Raw genomic sequence first — 13,702 nt, forward strand, 5'->3', positions numbered from 1 at the left:
CTATATTCTGATCATTTTGTTGTTTAGCAAAATTCAAGTTTAGATGGCAGTTTTCAATTTTTAATTTTACTTGTATTAGTTATATATGTTAGTGTTTTTACCTGAAGCTATAGCTTTAGATGCGCTATTAGAGCAATCTTAAGTGGTATCATTTTTTTGATAAGATATAGTTGAAAGCTGATGGAGCACTCAAGAAAACTATGGATAAGATACTTGATCTAAATCTGACAAATGCCAGGAATTCTATAGACAGGATTATACGAAGATCTGCAAAGCGCCAGGATGTGTTTTTTGCAGTTGGCATCTTATGTATCATCTCTGTGTTGCTTTTCCCTGTTCCACCGCTTTTGCTAGATCTATTGCTAAGCACTTCTCTGACGTTTTCAGTGCTCATATTAATGACTGTGCTTTTTATAGATAAGCCGCTTGAATTTAATGCATTTCCTAGCTTGCTGTTGGTTGTGACTATGCTTAGGCTTTCATTAAATGTTTCAACAACTAGATTAATACTCGCAAATGGACATCTTGGTACAGATGCTGCAGGTCATGTTGTAAGAGCGTTTGGTGATTTCATGATGCAAGGTTCAATCATGATAGGGATTATTATCTTTACAATACTGACAATAATCAATTTCGTTGTAATTACAAAAGGATCAGGAAGAATTGCAGAAGTTGCTGCAAGATTCAGTTTAGATGGAATGCCTGGTAAACAGATGGCAATCGACTCTGATCTATCTGCTGGGTTGATAGACGAAGCGCAAGCAAAAATGAGGAGGCAGCAATTAGAAGGTGAAAATACATTCTTTGGTGCAATGGACGGTGCAAATAAGTTCGTAAGAGGAGATGCTGTTGCTGGGATATTAATCATTTTCATCAACTTAATAGGTGGCATTATCATAGGTATATTACAGAAAGATATGACGTTTGATAAAGCGATGCACACTTATACAATACTGACAGTTGGTGACGGTCTTGTGACTCAAATTCCTGCGATTATAGTATCAATCAGTGCAGGTCTCTTAGTTACAAAATCTGGAGTCAGAGGTTCTGCTGATAAAGCAATAATAGGACAGCTGATACAATATCCAAAAGCTCTATCAGTAACAGCTGGTTTGCTTTTGTTTATGGCATGCATACCAGGGATACCAGTTGCTCCTTTTTCTACATGTGGTGCTATTATGGCTACTATTTCCTACTTCTTATATAAAACTGGAAGGCAAGCTGCGGGTGGAGAAATTGAGCTTGAAGGAGAAAGTGGCGCTGAATCTATGCAAATGGCGGGCTCAGCACAGGCTCAGCAAGAATCAGTAACATCTGAACAAGTAGGTCACATAGATAATATAAAACTAGAGCTAGGTTATGATCTATTGCCTTTAATCAATAATACAAATTTCAAAATTACTGACCAAATTAAAGGTCTTAGAAAGCAATTGCTCAAAGATCTTGGATTTACTATGCCATCTGTCAGAATACAAGATAATATTCAACTACCTCAGGATACATATATAATTAAAATTAAAGAAATAGAATGTGGTCGAGGTGTAATCAAGCCTAATAAATTGATGGTTATGGAATCAAAGGGTGGTGACATAGACATGATGGGAGATGAAACCAGAGAACCAGCATTTGGACTCTCTGCAAAGTGGATAGATGAAATTGCAAAAGATGAAGCGCTGCTCAAGGGATATACTGTTGTTGAACCTTCTGTTGTAATAGCAACACATCTTACAGAGGTGATAAAAGAGAATATATCAGAACTTATAACATACGTAGACACTCAAAGATTATTAGATACTCTTGCGCCTGAACAAAGGAAACTAGCTTCTGAGATAATACCTGTTCATGTGTCGGTAATAGTTGTGCAGAGAGTAATACAGGGGCTACTGAGTGAGGGGATATCGATTCGTGATTTTGCAACCATTCTGGAAGCAATAGCGGAAGTATCTACAGGTGCACCTCCTAACTCACAAAATGCAACAAAGATTGTAGAACATGTTAGGGTTAGGCTTGCTAAGCAGATTTGTAATGCAAACATGAACGACAAAGGATATATTCCGATCGTTGTGCTTTCACCAGCTTGGGAGCAGGCATTTAGAGAGAATATAGTTGGGGAAGGTGACAATAGGCAGCTTGTCATGCCACCTAGCAAACTGCAAGAATTTGTAGGATTAATTAATGCAGAATTTGAAAAGCATGCAGTGAATGGTGAAGTACCTGTGATTCTAACTTCTCCGATGCTAAGGCCATTTATTAGAGCAGTCGTCGAAAGATTCCGCTCGAATATCGCAGTGATGTCACATAACGAAATTCATGCAAAAGCGAAGCTCAAGACGCTTGGTCAAATATAGAGCTCCTTGAGGTTGCAAGCAGCTTGTATTGATAGAGTTTTAGCTATATCAATACAGAATCTATTAAAAATCACATCAGAAATTGCAAAAAAACAATTGCAAATGCTGTAATTTGATGTATATTCTCCTCGGGTTTGATACGTTTTAAGGATTTTTTTTATGGAGACATCCTAAAAGTGGTTGTCTCTGTAGAGGCTGTTGTTCCACTTTTATTAGATGTCTTTATAGATCTATAAATGTGAGTTTAGCTGGTGAAAGGAATTTACCTTATGCGTATTGATCTTTTGTGCTTTATTTTATCGGCGCTAATTGTGCAGTTATAGGTATATGTATAGTTCTGAGAAATTTTTGTATCTTGACCATTTTTCATTAAGGCTCGCTAGTAAGCGGGCTATTTTTTTGCTATATATAGCAGTTTTAACTAAATTCTTCCGTGCCGGTTTTTATTATAGGAGACTTAAGAATGGTATCGAATAATAACGTTAACATCAGGGCTATGCTTTTTATGGCGCTTAATGCTATAAGCCTTGCTTCTCTTTATGCAACAATGAAGTTCATTACAGGTTCAGTTAACTCTAACCAGGCTACTTTTCTATATAAATTCATAATACTTATTTTTATTCTGCCATGGATCTTTTATAAAGATGGAATAAATGCAATTAGAACTCCAAACGTAAAGTTACATCTATTGAGAAGCGTATTTAGTGCGGGCGGTTCTCTAAGCATGATGTACTCGCTAAAGTTTCTAAAATTGCTAGATGTTACAGCTCTTACGCACCTTGAGCAGATGCTTTGGATAGTTGTTGGTACTGTTTTTTTCAACGAGCGCATCACGACAACAAAAATAGTTGCTGTGTTACTAGCATTTTTTGGTGGCTTCATAATAGTAAAACCGGAAGCTTTGCATAACCTTATTTCTCAAGATAAAGTTGTCGCAGAGTTTAATAAAGGATATTTATTTGTTTTTCTGACAGTTGCGCTCTGGGTTGTGAACAGTTCTCTGGTGAAACTTTTAGGGAATAGAAAAGCAACTAATAAAGCACAGTTATTCTATGTAATGCTCTTTGCGTCTTTATTTTCATATTGCGTCGCATTTGTAGAATGGAAGCATTTTGCCGTGGGGAGTTGGTTCTTTATACCATATCCAGGAGGGTTTAATGCAGCTTTTGATGCTAATTTGGGCTTGAAAGAGATAGGATTAATTTCTATTGCTTCTCTCTTTTATTTAATTCACAGTGTTGCTTTTTTCCAAGGAATGAAAGGCGATATGACATCGATAGCACCGCTTGTATATCTAAAGTTAGTTTGCTCAGGTTCGCTTGGATATATAATATGGCGAGAAGTGCCTAAAATGGCGGTATCTTATGCTGGGTACGCAATGATTATAACAGCTGGTATTTTAGTTGTGATAGCTGAATATAGAAAACAGAAGCAAACCAAGCAAACTGAAATATTGAATGCTGGACTTAATGAAGCGTAAACGGTAGATTGCGCTTTTTATGGGTACGCAATTGATAGTACAATTTCTTGCTATAGCGTTATCTGTGTGTTACAAGTCATAAAAATGCTTGTGTTTTTATTAGTATATAATGTATAAGTAACATTCCTCCAAGTGTTCAAACGCACTTTGGTGATCGATTTTTTTTGGTGTCATAGGCTTTTTTGGCATGCCTATGGCGCCGCTTATGCTTGTTGAAGAATTAAACAAATGTTCGAGGGAAAAATGCCTAAATTAAAAACAAAAAGTAGTGTCAAGAAGCGGTTTAGTCTTACTGCAAGTGGGCGCGTTCGTTCTAGCCAAGCTAATAAACAACATAACATGCGAAAGCGTAGTAAGCGGCAGTTGCGTATGCAAAGAGGAACTGTGGTGCTCTGCGCTGTAGAGGAAAAGAGAATATATCAATATATTCCTTATACCAGCGCTTTATAGATTTTATGAAAATACTAAGAAGAGAGTTGTATGGCTAGAGTGAAGAGAGGTGTGACTGCTAGAGCGCGTCATAAGAAGATACTAAAGATGGCTAAAGGTTATAGAGGCAGGGCTAAGAGCTGCTTCCGTATTGCTGTAGAGAAAGTGGAAAAGGCACTTGCTTATTCTTATAGAGACCGTAGAAATAAAAAAAGAGATTTTCGTGCTCTTTGGATTCAGCGCATTAATGCTGCGAGTAGAGAGCATGGTATTGTATACTCACAATTTATAAAGGGCGTCAAGCTTGCTGGTATGGACTTAAACAGAAAGATGCTTTCTGAGATTGCTATACATGACAGGGAAGTGTTTGCAGAAATAGTTGGGAAGGCGAAGGAAGCGCTTGCTGTTGCTTGAATAGTTTTTGCGTAATTAGTTTGAGCTACTACTTTATCTTTGTAGTTCGCATTAAAAAGCTTCTTTCTTAAAGTAATGATCGATTTTAGTGATTGCTATTAGTTAGTCGCTCGCGTCATAACTTTTGAAACACACTATTTATTTCGGCCTGCAAGCAATTATGCTGCACCGAAAGTCCAGCAGAAAAAGTGGCAAGAGCCTTATGGGTTTTGTTAAGTGGTATTTGCTAAGTACTGGACAAATTATATATCCGAAAACTAGCGCAGTGCCACGTCTTGAGGCTAATTTTTGTATACTTTAATTTCCTGAAAAAATTTATTTGTGCAGTGAATCGATTTTTGACGGGCAGACTGGTTAGTATGTGTGAATTGTATAATTGTTCTGTAAGTGGTGTCTGTTTAAGTTTTGCTGCAGGTCTACTAGGTAATAATATCAGTTTTATTTAAAAGGTATGTGTTACCTTTTCAGCGCTAAATCTACTTTGTTATATATTGTTTTTTTGTATTATTGCTAGACTAGACACTATGCATTCGAGCGATTCTCCTTCTTTACTCACTTATTTTTGGCAGAAGCTGTTGTTATGCTGAGCAATCTTTCATATTAAATAACTGGGATATTTATTCATCCAAGATGTGGTGTTGCAAGTGCGCTGAGAGTAGGTAGCTATGATTTTGTTAAATTGGTTAACTATATAGCTAAAGTGTGATAAAATAGGCATTGCAAAAGAGTATTTAGAATAAATTTTTCTTAGCTTGAAATCGGCAATGCAACTCTATTTTAGGCGAGAGGCTGACTTAAAATTTATCAAAAGACAAAGTTTAGCATAACTCTTTTATGCTGCATTAGCTATAGTATTTTTTGCAAGGTAAGTTTGTTTTTATATTAGACTTCTTCTTAAAACTTGCTTCCAGTTTAGGCAAGTGCAAGGAGCATACGTGGTGCTTGGAGGACAAGTGCAGACGAAGTACATGAGAATCTTTAGCCAAAGGAAGCGACAAAGCAAATTGGTTGCTATAATAAACGTTTTTAAGAAGAAATCTATACAATGTAGTTATATCGTTGAGTCTATTCCTGCTACTTAATGTGCTTATTCTACATAAGATTACGAATTTAATTACATAACAATATAAGTTTATGGTATTCTGATGTTATCCTTTAGCTTTCCACATGTTTTAATAAATTGAATTAAGTTTTTATGGATAATTTCTTCAGATGAAGATAATAAGTCTATAGTTAGTATGTGATTATTTGTAGCTGCTTGTTTTGTATGCTGATTTTAAACGAAACGTAGAAGATGAGACTATGGTAAAAATTACAAAGAGCGTTGTTTCTTTTTTGCTATATTTTGTTAAAAGACAATGGCTTGGTTTTATTCTAATAACAATCTCTGCTACCAGTGCAAGCATAATAAATAATTCAGTTTGGCCCTACATGATTGGGATTTTGGTGGATTTCTTTAGCACTCTTGATAGGATTGAAGAGAATGTATTCATTGCACTCTCTGCTCCGCTTAGCGTCACGCTTTTTTGCTGGATATTCATGGAATTGATGCAGAGGACTAAGGGAGTGTTGCTTGCAAATGTTGCTCCTAAGTTTGAAGCAAATATAAGGATGTTTGCCTTTAATAGAGTGATAAAACATACATATGAATATTTCACAAGAAAACATACAGGAGCAATTGCGCATAGGATAGATGATTTACCGCGTACAGCGAAGTTGATAGTAGACGATACATTGACAGTTTTTGTTCCGCTAGTCATGTCAATTATAATTTCCTCAGTAGTAATATCTATACATAGTATCACACTCGCTTTTTGCTTCATTGGCTGGCTTGTCATATATTTTTCTCTAAGTGTTTTCTTTTGTATTAAATCAACAAAGTATTCCTATCTTCATTCAGCAGCGAAGGCTGCAGTTCAAGGTGTGATAGTAGACAGTATCACAAATCATTTGAGCATTAAAATATTTGCAGGGCATAGTCATGAGTTGCGCAATGTACAAGCAACACAGAATGATGAAATTAACAAATATAAAGATAATCTTCTATATATAGAAAAGTTTAAAATCTTACTCAGCATAGTAAGTATATTGAGTGTTGTATTTCTTTTTTGTTTTGCGATTAAGCTTTGGCAACTCCAATATATTACAGTTGGTGATATGGTGTTTATAGTAAATACAACTATGACGCTAATGACTGTGATTTGGTTTGCTGGAGATGAGATATCTTATATGTTTCACGAATTTGGTATTTGTAAACAAAGCTTAAGCTTAATACAAGAATCTTCTGATGAGCAAAGCTATGATTATAGTCAGGACCTTGAAGTCACAAGTGGTAAGATAGAGTTTAGGGAGGTCTCTTTTAAATATCATCAGAATAGTAATTTATTCGATAAGAAGTCTATATTGATACCTGGTGGACAGAAGATAGGTTTAGTTGGGTTTTCTGGTAGTGGAAAAACAACATTTACAAACTTGCTCATGCGTCTCTATGAAATTTCCGGTGGCACTATCTTGATTGATGATCAAGATATATCAAAAGTTTCTCTGCAATCTCTTAGAGAGAGTATAGCATTTATACCACAAGAACCATTGCTGTTTCATAGATCAATAAAAGATAATATTAGGTATGCAAATTTTTCTGCTACCGATGAGGAGGTTGTGCAAGCTGCAATGAGAGCAGAAGCACATGATTTCATTATGCAGATGCCAGATAGATATGATACAAAAGTTGGTGAACGCGGTTCTAAATTGTCTGGAGGTCAAAAACAGAGGATTGCTATTGCAAGAGCAGTGCTTAAAAATGCTTCAATAATTATCATGGATGAAGCAACTTCTGCGCTAGATGCACTTACAGAGCAGATGCTTCAAAAAACGCTTAATAATCTAATTGCTAATAAGACTGTCATCATAATAGCGCATCGTCTTTCTACGCTTCTTCGTATGGATAGGATATTGGTATTTAATAAAGGCTCTATTATAGAAGATGGGACCCACAATGAGCTTTTAGCAAAAGCGGGACATTACGCAATGCTATGGAACATGCAACATGATGGAATTTTACCTGAGTCCAGTAATTACACTACATAAAAAATATCATGCATATCTTAAATTAATCATTGAAATTCTTTACAGGCAAAAATATAGTGATCAATCGATTCGAAGTGGTCTGATTCGTAGGTAAAACAAAGAAATAAAACAATTATGATAGATTCAGCAAATACGTCTCTACTGTTTCCTGGGCAGGGTTCTCAGCATACAGGTATGGGTAGAGAATTATATGAAACATTTGAAGAAGCCAGAGAAGTGTTTCTGACTGTAGATGAGGTATTGCAGCAAAATTTATCTAAATTGATGTTTGAAGGAGATGCAAATGAGTTAACAGCTACTGAGAATGCACAGCCTGCGATCATGGCTGTTTCTATAGCTGTATTACGTGTATTATTGGTTCAGTTAAGATTATCTATTACTTCTATTTGTAGTGTAATGGCAGGGCACTCACTTGGTGAATATAGTGCTCTTTGTGCAGCTGGTGTGTTTAGCTTAGAAAATACAGCTGCTCTCTTGAGGATACGTGGGAACGCAATGAATAAAGCGGCATCCAATGTCAAAGGTGGTATGGTGGCTTTAATTGGAGCAGATCTTGAAAATGTAGAAAAAATGGTAGAAAGTCTGAGACAGTTTGGGTTATGTGAAATAGCAAATGATAATGGTGCAGGACAGATAGTCATTAGTGGTGAGATGAAAGCTATGGAGAAGGCTGTAGAGCTTGCTTCTCAGTTTTCTATAAAAAAGGCGGTGCAGCTTAATGTAAGTGCTCCTTTTCACTCAAGTTTAATGACTGATGCTGCAATCACTATGCAAAAATCGCTTAGTCAGGTCGTTATGAGTGCACCAGTTGTTCCAGTGATAGCAAATTATTCTGCAAGCGCTGTTTCAGATGCTGAACAAGTTAGGAGTATGCTGGTAAAACAAGTTGGAGGTAGAGTTCGTTGGAGAGAGACTATTGAGAAATGTATCTGTGACTATAAAATAATTAATTTCATAGAGGTTGGTCCTGGTCAGGTTTTGACTACGCTTGCAAAACGTATGTCAAGCGGTATACGTGTATTTAATCTTGATTCTCCAAATAGTATAGAGCGTTTTGTAGAAAGTATTTTATGAAACCTGAAGATATTGTGGGTTTTGCATAAGTCTCATGTGCATTTGTCTTATTATATAAGATATTTCATGTTACAACTGTTAAGTGCTTTTAACAGCTTTCAACACAATAGAATGTCATTTTATTATCTATATTTATCAAAAAATGTTTGCCATTCTTTAATTTTATTTTAGTTTAAAAGAACATTCGCAAATGCTTGTGTAAATATTGCAACGTTTTTGAGAAGTATATTCAAGATAATTTCTAGTATTGAAATTATCATGTATTTCATATTGCTTAATTTTAGCATAAAGTGATTTGTGTGTTTTATCTCTCTGTAAATTTTGATGAAACAAATAATCATGGAGAGTTTGGTGTGTTTCGATATAAATAATTTTGTGTATAGATATGTTGTTTGATTTGAGTGCAAAGCGTGCTTTAGTTACTGGTGCTACTGGTGGCATAGGCAAGGAGATAGTGAATTTGTTAAATAATGCAGGTGCAAGTATTGTCGCAACTGGGACAAAAGCGAGTACGCTAAATACAATGCAAGATACGAATAGCAATATTCAGACTATGGTTGCAAATTTACAGAATTTAGAGGAAGCTTCTAGATTATTTGATGACGCAGAAGATAAGTTTGGTCAGATTGATATTTTAGTTTGTAATGCAGGTATAAATAGAGATAATTTAGCCATTAGAATGAAGGATGAAGAGTGGGATGAAGTGCTGAATCTAAATTTGACAGCTGCATTTAGGCTGAATAGGGCTGCTATAAAAAGAATGATGAAGAGGCAATTTGGTAGAATAATCAACATTTCATCTATTGTTGGTGTAACAGGGAATTTTGGTCAAGCAAACTATAGTGCAGCAAAAGCAGGACTCATTGGAATGTCGAAAACATTGGCGCTTGAAGTTGCAAAGCGTGGTATTACAGTGAACTGCATAGCACCTGGATTTATTGATAGTCCCATGACCTCAAATTTAAAAGAAGAAATAAAGAGCTTGATAAATGGGAAAATTCCTATGGGGCGCATGGGAGTTGCAGCTGACGTTGCAGCAGGTGTTTTATATCTTGCATCTGATTCTGCAAGCTATGTAACTGGTCATACTCTTCACATAAATGGTGGTATGGTAATGTCTTGATTAGGTGGTATATAGACTTCCAATGAAATATGTAGTAATTTTGCTTGTAAGATTGAGCATATGCTTTAAGCATTATTGAGACATTTTAGCTAATTTTTGATGTTGCAGTGGTTTTATGTAAGTTGTCAAGCTCACTTAGACTGCCTTGGATTATGCTTTTGATGATGTAATAAATCTGAGAATGATTCTACTTGTATAGTTTTATGTCAAAATAGAAAAAGATCAAATTTATAGAATCTATATGGTGCAAAAGTTATCGTGCATTGTGTGAGGTTTGAAAGCTGCTATTGCTCGTGTGATATTTTTGAAGGTGTTGAAATTATTATGCAGCAGTTAAAGTTTTTACTTTAGAATTCTTGCTTTGCTTACTATTAAAATTACGTTTTGTATTAAAAAGAGGTTAATTATTCATTATGAAGATATCAGATAGCGCTGCTATGACACCGCATATGATTGTTCAGGAGTTAGACAGATTCGTTGTGGGACAGGAGGAGGCTAAAAAATCTGTTGCTATAGCGCTTAGAAATCGCTGGAGAAGAAAGCAAGTAGCGCAGCCGCTTCAAGGAGAAATAGTTCCACACAATATATTAATGGTGGGGCCTACTGGTGTTGGAAAAACAGAAATTGCAAGGAGGCTTGCGAAGCTTACTAGCTCTCCGTTTATCAAAATAGAAGCAACTAAGTTTACAGAGGTTGGATATGTTGGTAGAGATGTTGATTCCATAATCAGAGATCTCTTAGATATAGCAGTAAATTTGGTACGTTCTTCCATGCATCAAAAAGTTACATCTCAAGCAAGAGAAGTTGCAAAACGGAAGATACTAGATATTTTAGTTGGTGAAAATGCGAGTCCTGAGACTAGAGAGAAGTTTGAGCAAAAGTTAGATTCCAGTGCTTTGGATAATATAGAGATTGAGATTGTGCTTTCTGATAATCATGCACAGCCAAGTAATGTTCCCATGTTTGATATGCCAGGTGGGCAGATGGGCATACTAAATCTGGGTGAGCTGATTAGTAAAGCATTTACTGAAAAGAAAACAAAAACTGTGAAGACAAGCGTCAAAGAAGCAATGGAGTTGTTAGCAAGAGAAGAGAGTGATGCGCTTATAGATAATGAAAAAGTTATTTTAGAAGCAAAAAGGATAACTGAGGAAGAAGGAATCGTTTTTATAGATGAGATTGATAAAATAACAAGTAACGGTTCAAGCAGTGGTAAGGGAGAAGTAAGTAGAGAAGGTGTACAGAGAGATCTACTTCCGCTTCTTGAAGGAACAAATGTTACTACAAAATATGGCACTATACAAACTAGTCACATATTGTTTATTGCTTCCGGTGCTTTTCATATCGCTAAGCCTTCTGACTTGTTACCAGAGTTGCAAGGGAGGCTGCCAATACGTGTTGAGCTCAAGCCGCTCTCTGAGGAAGATATGATAAAGATATTGAAAGATCCTGAACATAGTCTTACAAAACAGTACCAGGCATTGCTAAGTGTTGAGAATGTTACTGTAAGTTTTACTGACGACGGTATAGAGAAAATCGCGAAGGTTGCAGCCTTGATAAATCATGAAATTGAAAATATCGGTGCACGAAGGCTGCACACAATACTTGAGAAATTGCTTGAGGATATTAGCTTCAATGCACATGTAATGCAAAACCAGACTATAAACTTGAATGCTCAGTATGTTGAAGAAAAATTGGAACACATTGTGAAAACCAGTGACTTAAGTAATTTTATTTTGTGAACTATTACATAAAATAATTTTATTTTTTGTACAATTATTTATATCATAACTCTATATCTAGTCTTGCAGTGATTGATCCTAAATTATTCATTATACATATTATCTGTATGGTACTGCTGGCAAAGTCACTTGTGCAGATCTTTTTGGCCTGACTTTCAAGTATTACTTCGTTAATTTCTTTACAAATATGTATATAGTATTTAATTCAGAAATTAACTGGTACTCTAAAAAATCATGCTATCAAAATCCGCGTGCGTGCACTGACCTTAAGCGCAGTGCCATAGCTCAAAAGTGATAAGTTGCGTGCTATGTTTTAAAGAAAAAGCGTGGCAAATTAAAGAAAGTATGGATGTGCCAATTTATATATCTTATATAGTCTATCCGTCAAAAATTGATTTGCTGCGCAAATAAATTATATTAATACTAAGTCACACTTTTCAAAATTAGCGTAATCAGAAGTGCTTATTATGTATTTATTATTGCCTAGCACTCTTCCTAGCTCTTTTTGAAGTCTAACTGTATGTACGTTAATAGATATCAACTCTGCATTTAATAGATTACTTTAGATTTTAGCGAGTCTGATATAAATAGAACATATTTTAGAAGGTCATAATGTCTGAACATTATAATTATGCTATGCGTTGTGCGCATTGGTTATACGCTATGGTTGTGATTTGTACATTGAGTATAGGGTTTTATATGGTTGATCTTCCTAATGAAGCTAAACCACAGATGTACGCTTTACATAAATCGTTTGGTGTGCTTTCGTTTTTCCTCCTTGTATTACGAATTATTATTAGAAGGTTTTCATACATTCCTGAACTTCCAGATTCTATATCTCAATTTGAGAGGATTTCAGCAAAGATTGGTGTTTTCATTTTATATATATTAATGTTGATTATGCCTATGAGTGGTTATGTGATGTCAGTTGCAGGTGGTCGAGATGTATATTTTTTCTCTTTTGAATTGCCAAAGCTTTTACCAATAAATAGTCAGCTATCAGCAATTAGTTACCTGGTCCATGTGAATGTATGTTATATACTCGCTGCTGCGATTGTGTTGCATATACTATTTGCTATCAAGCATTTGATATTTGATAAGGTAAATTTGTTTGCTAGAATATGGCGTGTTGAGAGTGCTAATTGAAAGTACTCAAAAATTTCTTAAGTCTGTTTTGTGATCATTTTACTATTGCACTGCTTGCAAAATATACCCGCAAGACTTTGAAACATAATTTTTTAGAGAGCAGGTTAATTTGCGCGTCTAATACTTTTGCATATTTGCAAAGAAATTCATGAAATAGTATGGAAAATTAGGTAAAAAGGTCTGCGCAATAACTTTGTGGGCAGTTGCTATATTAATAGAATTTTAGTTTGTTGTTATTTGGAGGATGTAGGCTTTAATGAGAGCTATGTTGTATGTGAAAATCTCGATGTTGGTTTTTGCGTTCTCAGTGCTGATTATAATTGTTATGCTTGCGTATAATAGAGTAGCTAAGCCTGTAGTTGTATCTGATATACCGCTTGTTTCATCTGATAAATGTATGACGAAGATGCCTCCTGAGAATCCTGGAGGAATGGTTATCTCAAATCAAAATAAAATGATTTACGATCCGATCAAGTCTGAAAAAGCGGGAAAGTCCAAGGCTAGTAGAGTAACAAGCGTTACAACAAAGCTTGATGAAGAGGATAAGCTTGGCTTGCTTCAGGAGATAGGTGTTGAGAAGTTAAGTAAGCTTGAATATGAAGCTAAAAAAGTGGTGTCAGGTAGCAATGAAAATAGCGTATTTGATTTTGCGAAAGAAGGCAATGTTGAGAATAAATCAGTTTCAAAGCATGTGCAAAAGGATAATAAAAGTATAGAGATTGTAAGAGAGAAAGTAACAGGGAAGCAGGTTAAAGGGCGCGTAGTGGATACTCCCAATCAGAAGGATCAGAAGAAGCAAAATCGATAAAGTATAAAAATTGGTGGATTTGCCAATATATCCGGCATTGTTGCATAATGA

At 35.6% G+C, this 13,702-nt stretch carries 10 protein-coding genes; all 10 read left to right on the forward strand.

The window, feature by feature from the left end:
• The first annotated feature begins 200 nt into the window (after positions 1–200).
• The 10 genes from flhA (at position 201) to AACL20_RS05645 (ending at position 13,651) form a co-directional block, all read left to right on the forward strand.
• Positions 201–2,348, forward strand: a complete 2,148-nt coding sequence (flhA, locus tag AACL20_RS05600; RefSeq protein WP_339051969.1) for a flagellar biosynthesis protein FlhA — start codon at positions 201–203, stop codon at positions 2,346–2,348.
• A 496-nt stretch (positions 2,349–2,844) separates the two neighbouring features.
• Complete coding sequence (locus AACL20_RS05605) at positions 2,845–3,828, forward strand: DMT family transporter (RefSeq protein WP_339052688.1); 984 nt, start codon at positions 2,845–2,847, stop codon at positions 3,826–3,828.
• Between the two features lie 243 nt (positions 3,829–4,071).
• Positions 4,072–4,278, forward strand: coding sequence for a 50S ribosomal protein L35 (gene rpmI / locus AACL20_RS05610; RefSeq protein ID WP_339052689.1), 207 nt, complete (start codon positions 4,072–4,074; stop codon positions 4,276–4,278).
• 30 nt (positions 4,279–4,308) lie between these two features.
• Positions 4,309–4,671 carry a 50S ribosomal protein L20 gene (gene rplT / locus AACL20_RS05615; protein ID WP_339041574.1) on the forward strand — a complete coding sequence of 121 codons (363 nt, stop codon included), beginning with the start codon at positions 4,309–4,311 and terminating at the stop codon, positions 4,669–4,671.
• Between the two features lie 1,302 nt (positions 4,672–5,973).
• Entirely contained in the window at positions 5,974–7,758 is a 1,785-nt protein-coding gene (locus tag AACL20_RS05620) for an ABC transporter ATP-binding protein (protein ID WP_339051970.1), read from the forward strand.
• 114 nt (positions 7,759–7,872) lie between these two features.
• Complete coding sequence (fabD, locus tag AACL20_RS05625) at positions 7,873–8,832, forward strand: ACP S-malonyltransferase (RefSeq protein WP_339051971.1); 960 nt, start codon at positions 7,873–7,875, stop codon at positions 8,830–8,832.
• Between the two features lie 388 nt (positions 8,833–9,220).
• The gene (gene fabG / locus AACL20_RS05630) at positions 9,221–9,955 is read left to right on the forward strand and encodes a 3-oxoacyl-[acyl-carrier-protein] reductase (RefSeq protein WP_339052690.1); all 735 of its coding nucleotides are present in this window, start codon (positions 9,221–9,223) and stop codon (positions 9,953–9,955) included.
• Positions 9,956–10,368: 413 nt separating this feature from the next.
• Entirely contained in the window at positions 10,369–11,697 is a 1,329-nt protein-coding gene (gene hslU, locus AACL20_RS05635) for an ATP-dependent protease ATPase subunit HslU (RefSeq protein ID WP_339051972.1), read from the forward strand.
• A 612-nt stretch (positions 11,698–12,309) separates the two neighbouring features.
• Complete coding sequence (locus AACL20_RS05640; protein ID WP_339051973.1) at positions 12,310–12,843, forward strand: cytochrome b; 534 nt, start codon at positions 12,310–12,312, stop codon at positions 12,841–12,843.
• Positions 12,844–13,099: 256 nt separating this feature from the next.
• On the forward strand, positions 13,100–13,651 hold the full coding sequence (locus AACL20_RS05645) for a hypothetical protein (RefSeq protein ID WP_339051974.1): 552 nt from the start codon (positions 13,100–13,102) through the stop codon (positions 13,649–13,651).
• Positions 13,652–13,702: the final 51 nt, after the last annotated feature.

Source organism: Candidatus Lariskella endosymbiont of Epinotia ramella, assembly GCF_964019805.1.
GTDB lineage: Bacteria > Pseudomonadota > Alphaproteobacteria > Rickettsiales > Midichloriaceae > Lariskella.

Bases quoted from the DNA above. Each gene is read 5' to 3' on its own strand.
- flhA (WP_339051969.1), top strand. From the start codon at position 201: ATGGATAAGATACTTGATCTAAATCTGACAAATGCCAGGAATTCTATA.
- AACL20_RS05605 (WP_339052688.1), top strand. From the start codon at position 2,845: ATGCTTTTTATGGCGCTTAATGCTATAAGCCTTGCTTCTCTTTATGCA.
- rpmI (WP_339052689.1), top strand. From the start codon at position 4,072: ATGCCTAAATTAAAAACAAAAAGTAGTGTCAAGAAGCGGTTTAGTCTT.
- rplT (WP_339041574.1), top strand. From the start codon at position 4,309: ATGGCTAGAGTGAAGAGAGGTGTGACTGCTAGAGCGCGTCATAAGAAG.
- AACL20_RS05620 (WP_339051970.1), top strand. From the start codon at position 5,974: ATGGTAAAAATTACAAAGAGCGTTGTTTCTTTTTTGCTATATTTTGTT.
- fabD (WP_339051971.1), top strand. From the start codon at position 7,873: ATGATAGATTCAGCAAATACGTCTCTACTGTTTCCTGGGCAGGGTTCT.
- hslU (WP_339051972.1), top strand. From the start codon at position 10,369: ATGAAGATATCAGATAGCGCTGCTATGACACCGCATATGATTGTTCAG.
- AACL20_RS05640 (WP_339051973.1), top strand. From the start codon at position 12,310: ATGTCTGAACATTATAATTATGCTATGCGTTGTGCGCATTGGTTATAC.
- AACL20_RS05645 (WP_339051974.1), top strand. From the start codon at position 13,100: ATGAGAGCTATGTTGTATGTGAAAATCTCGATGTTGGTTTTTGCGTTC.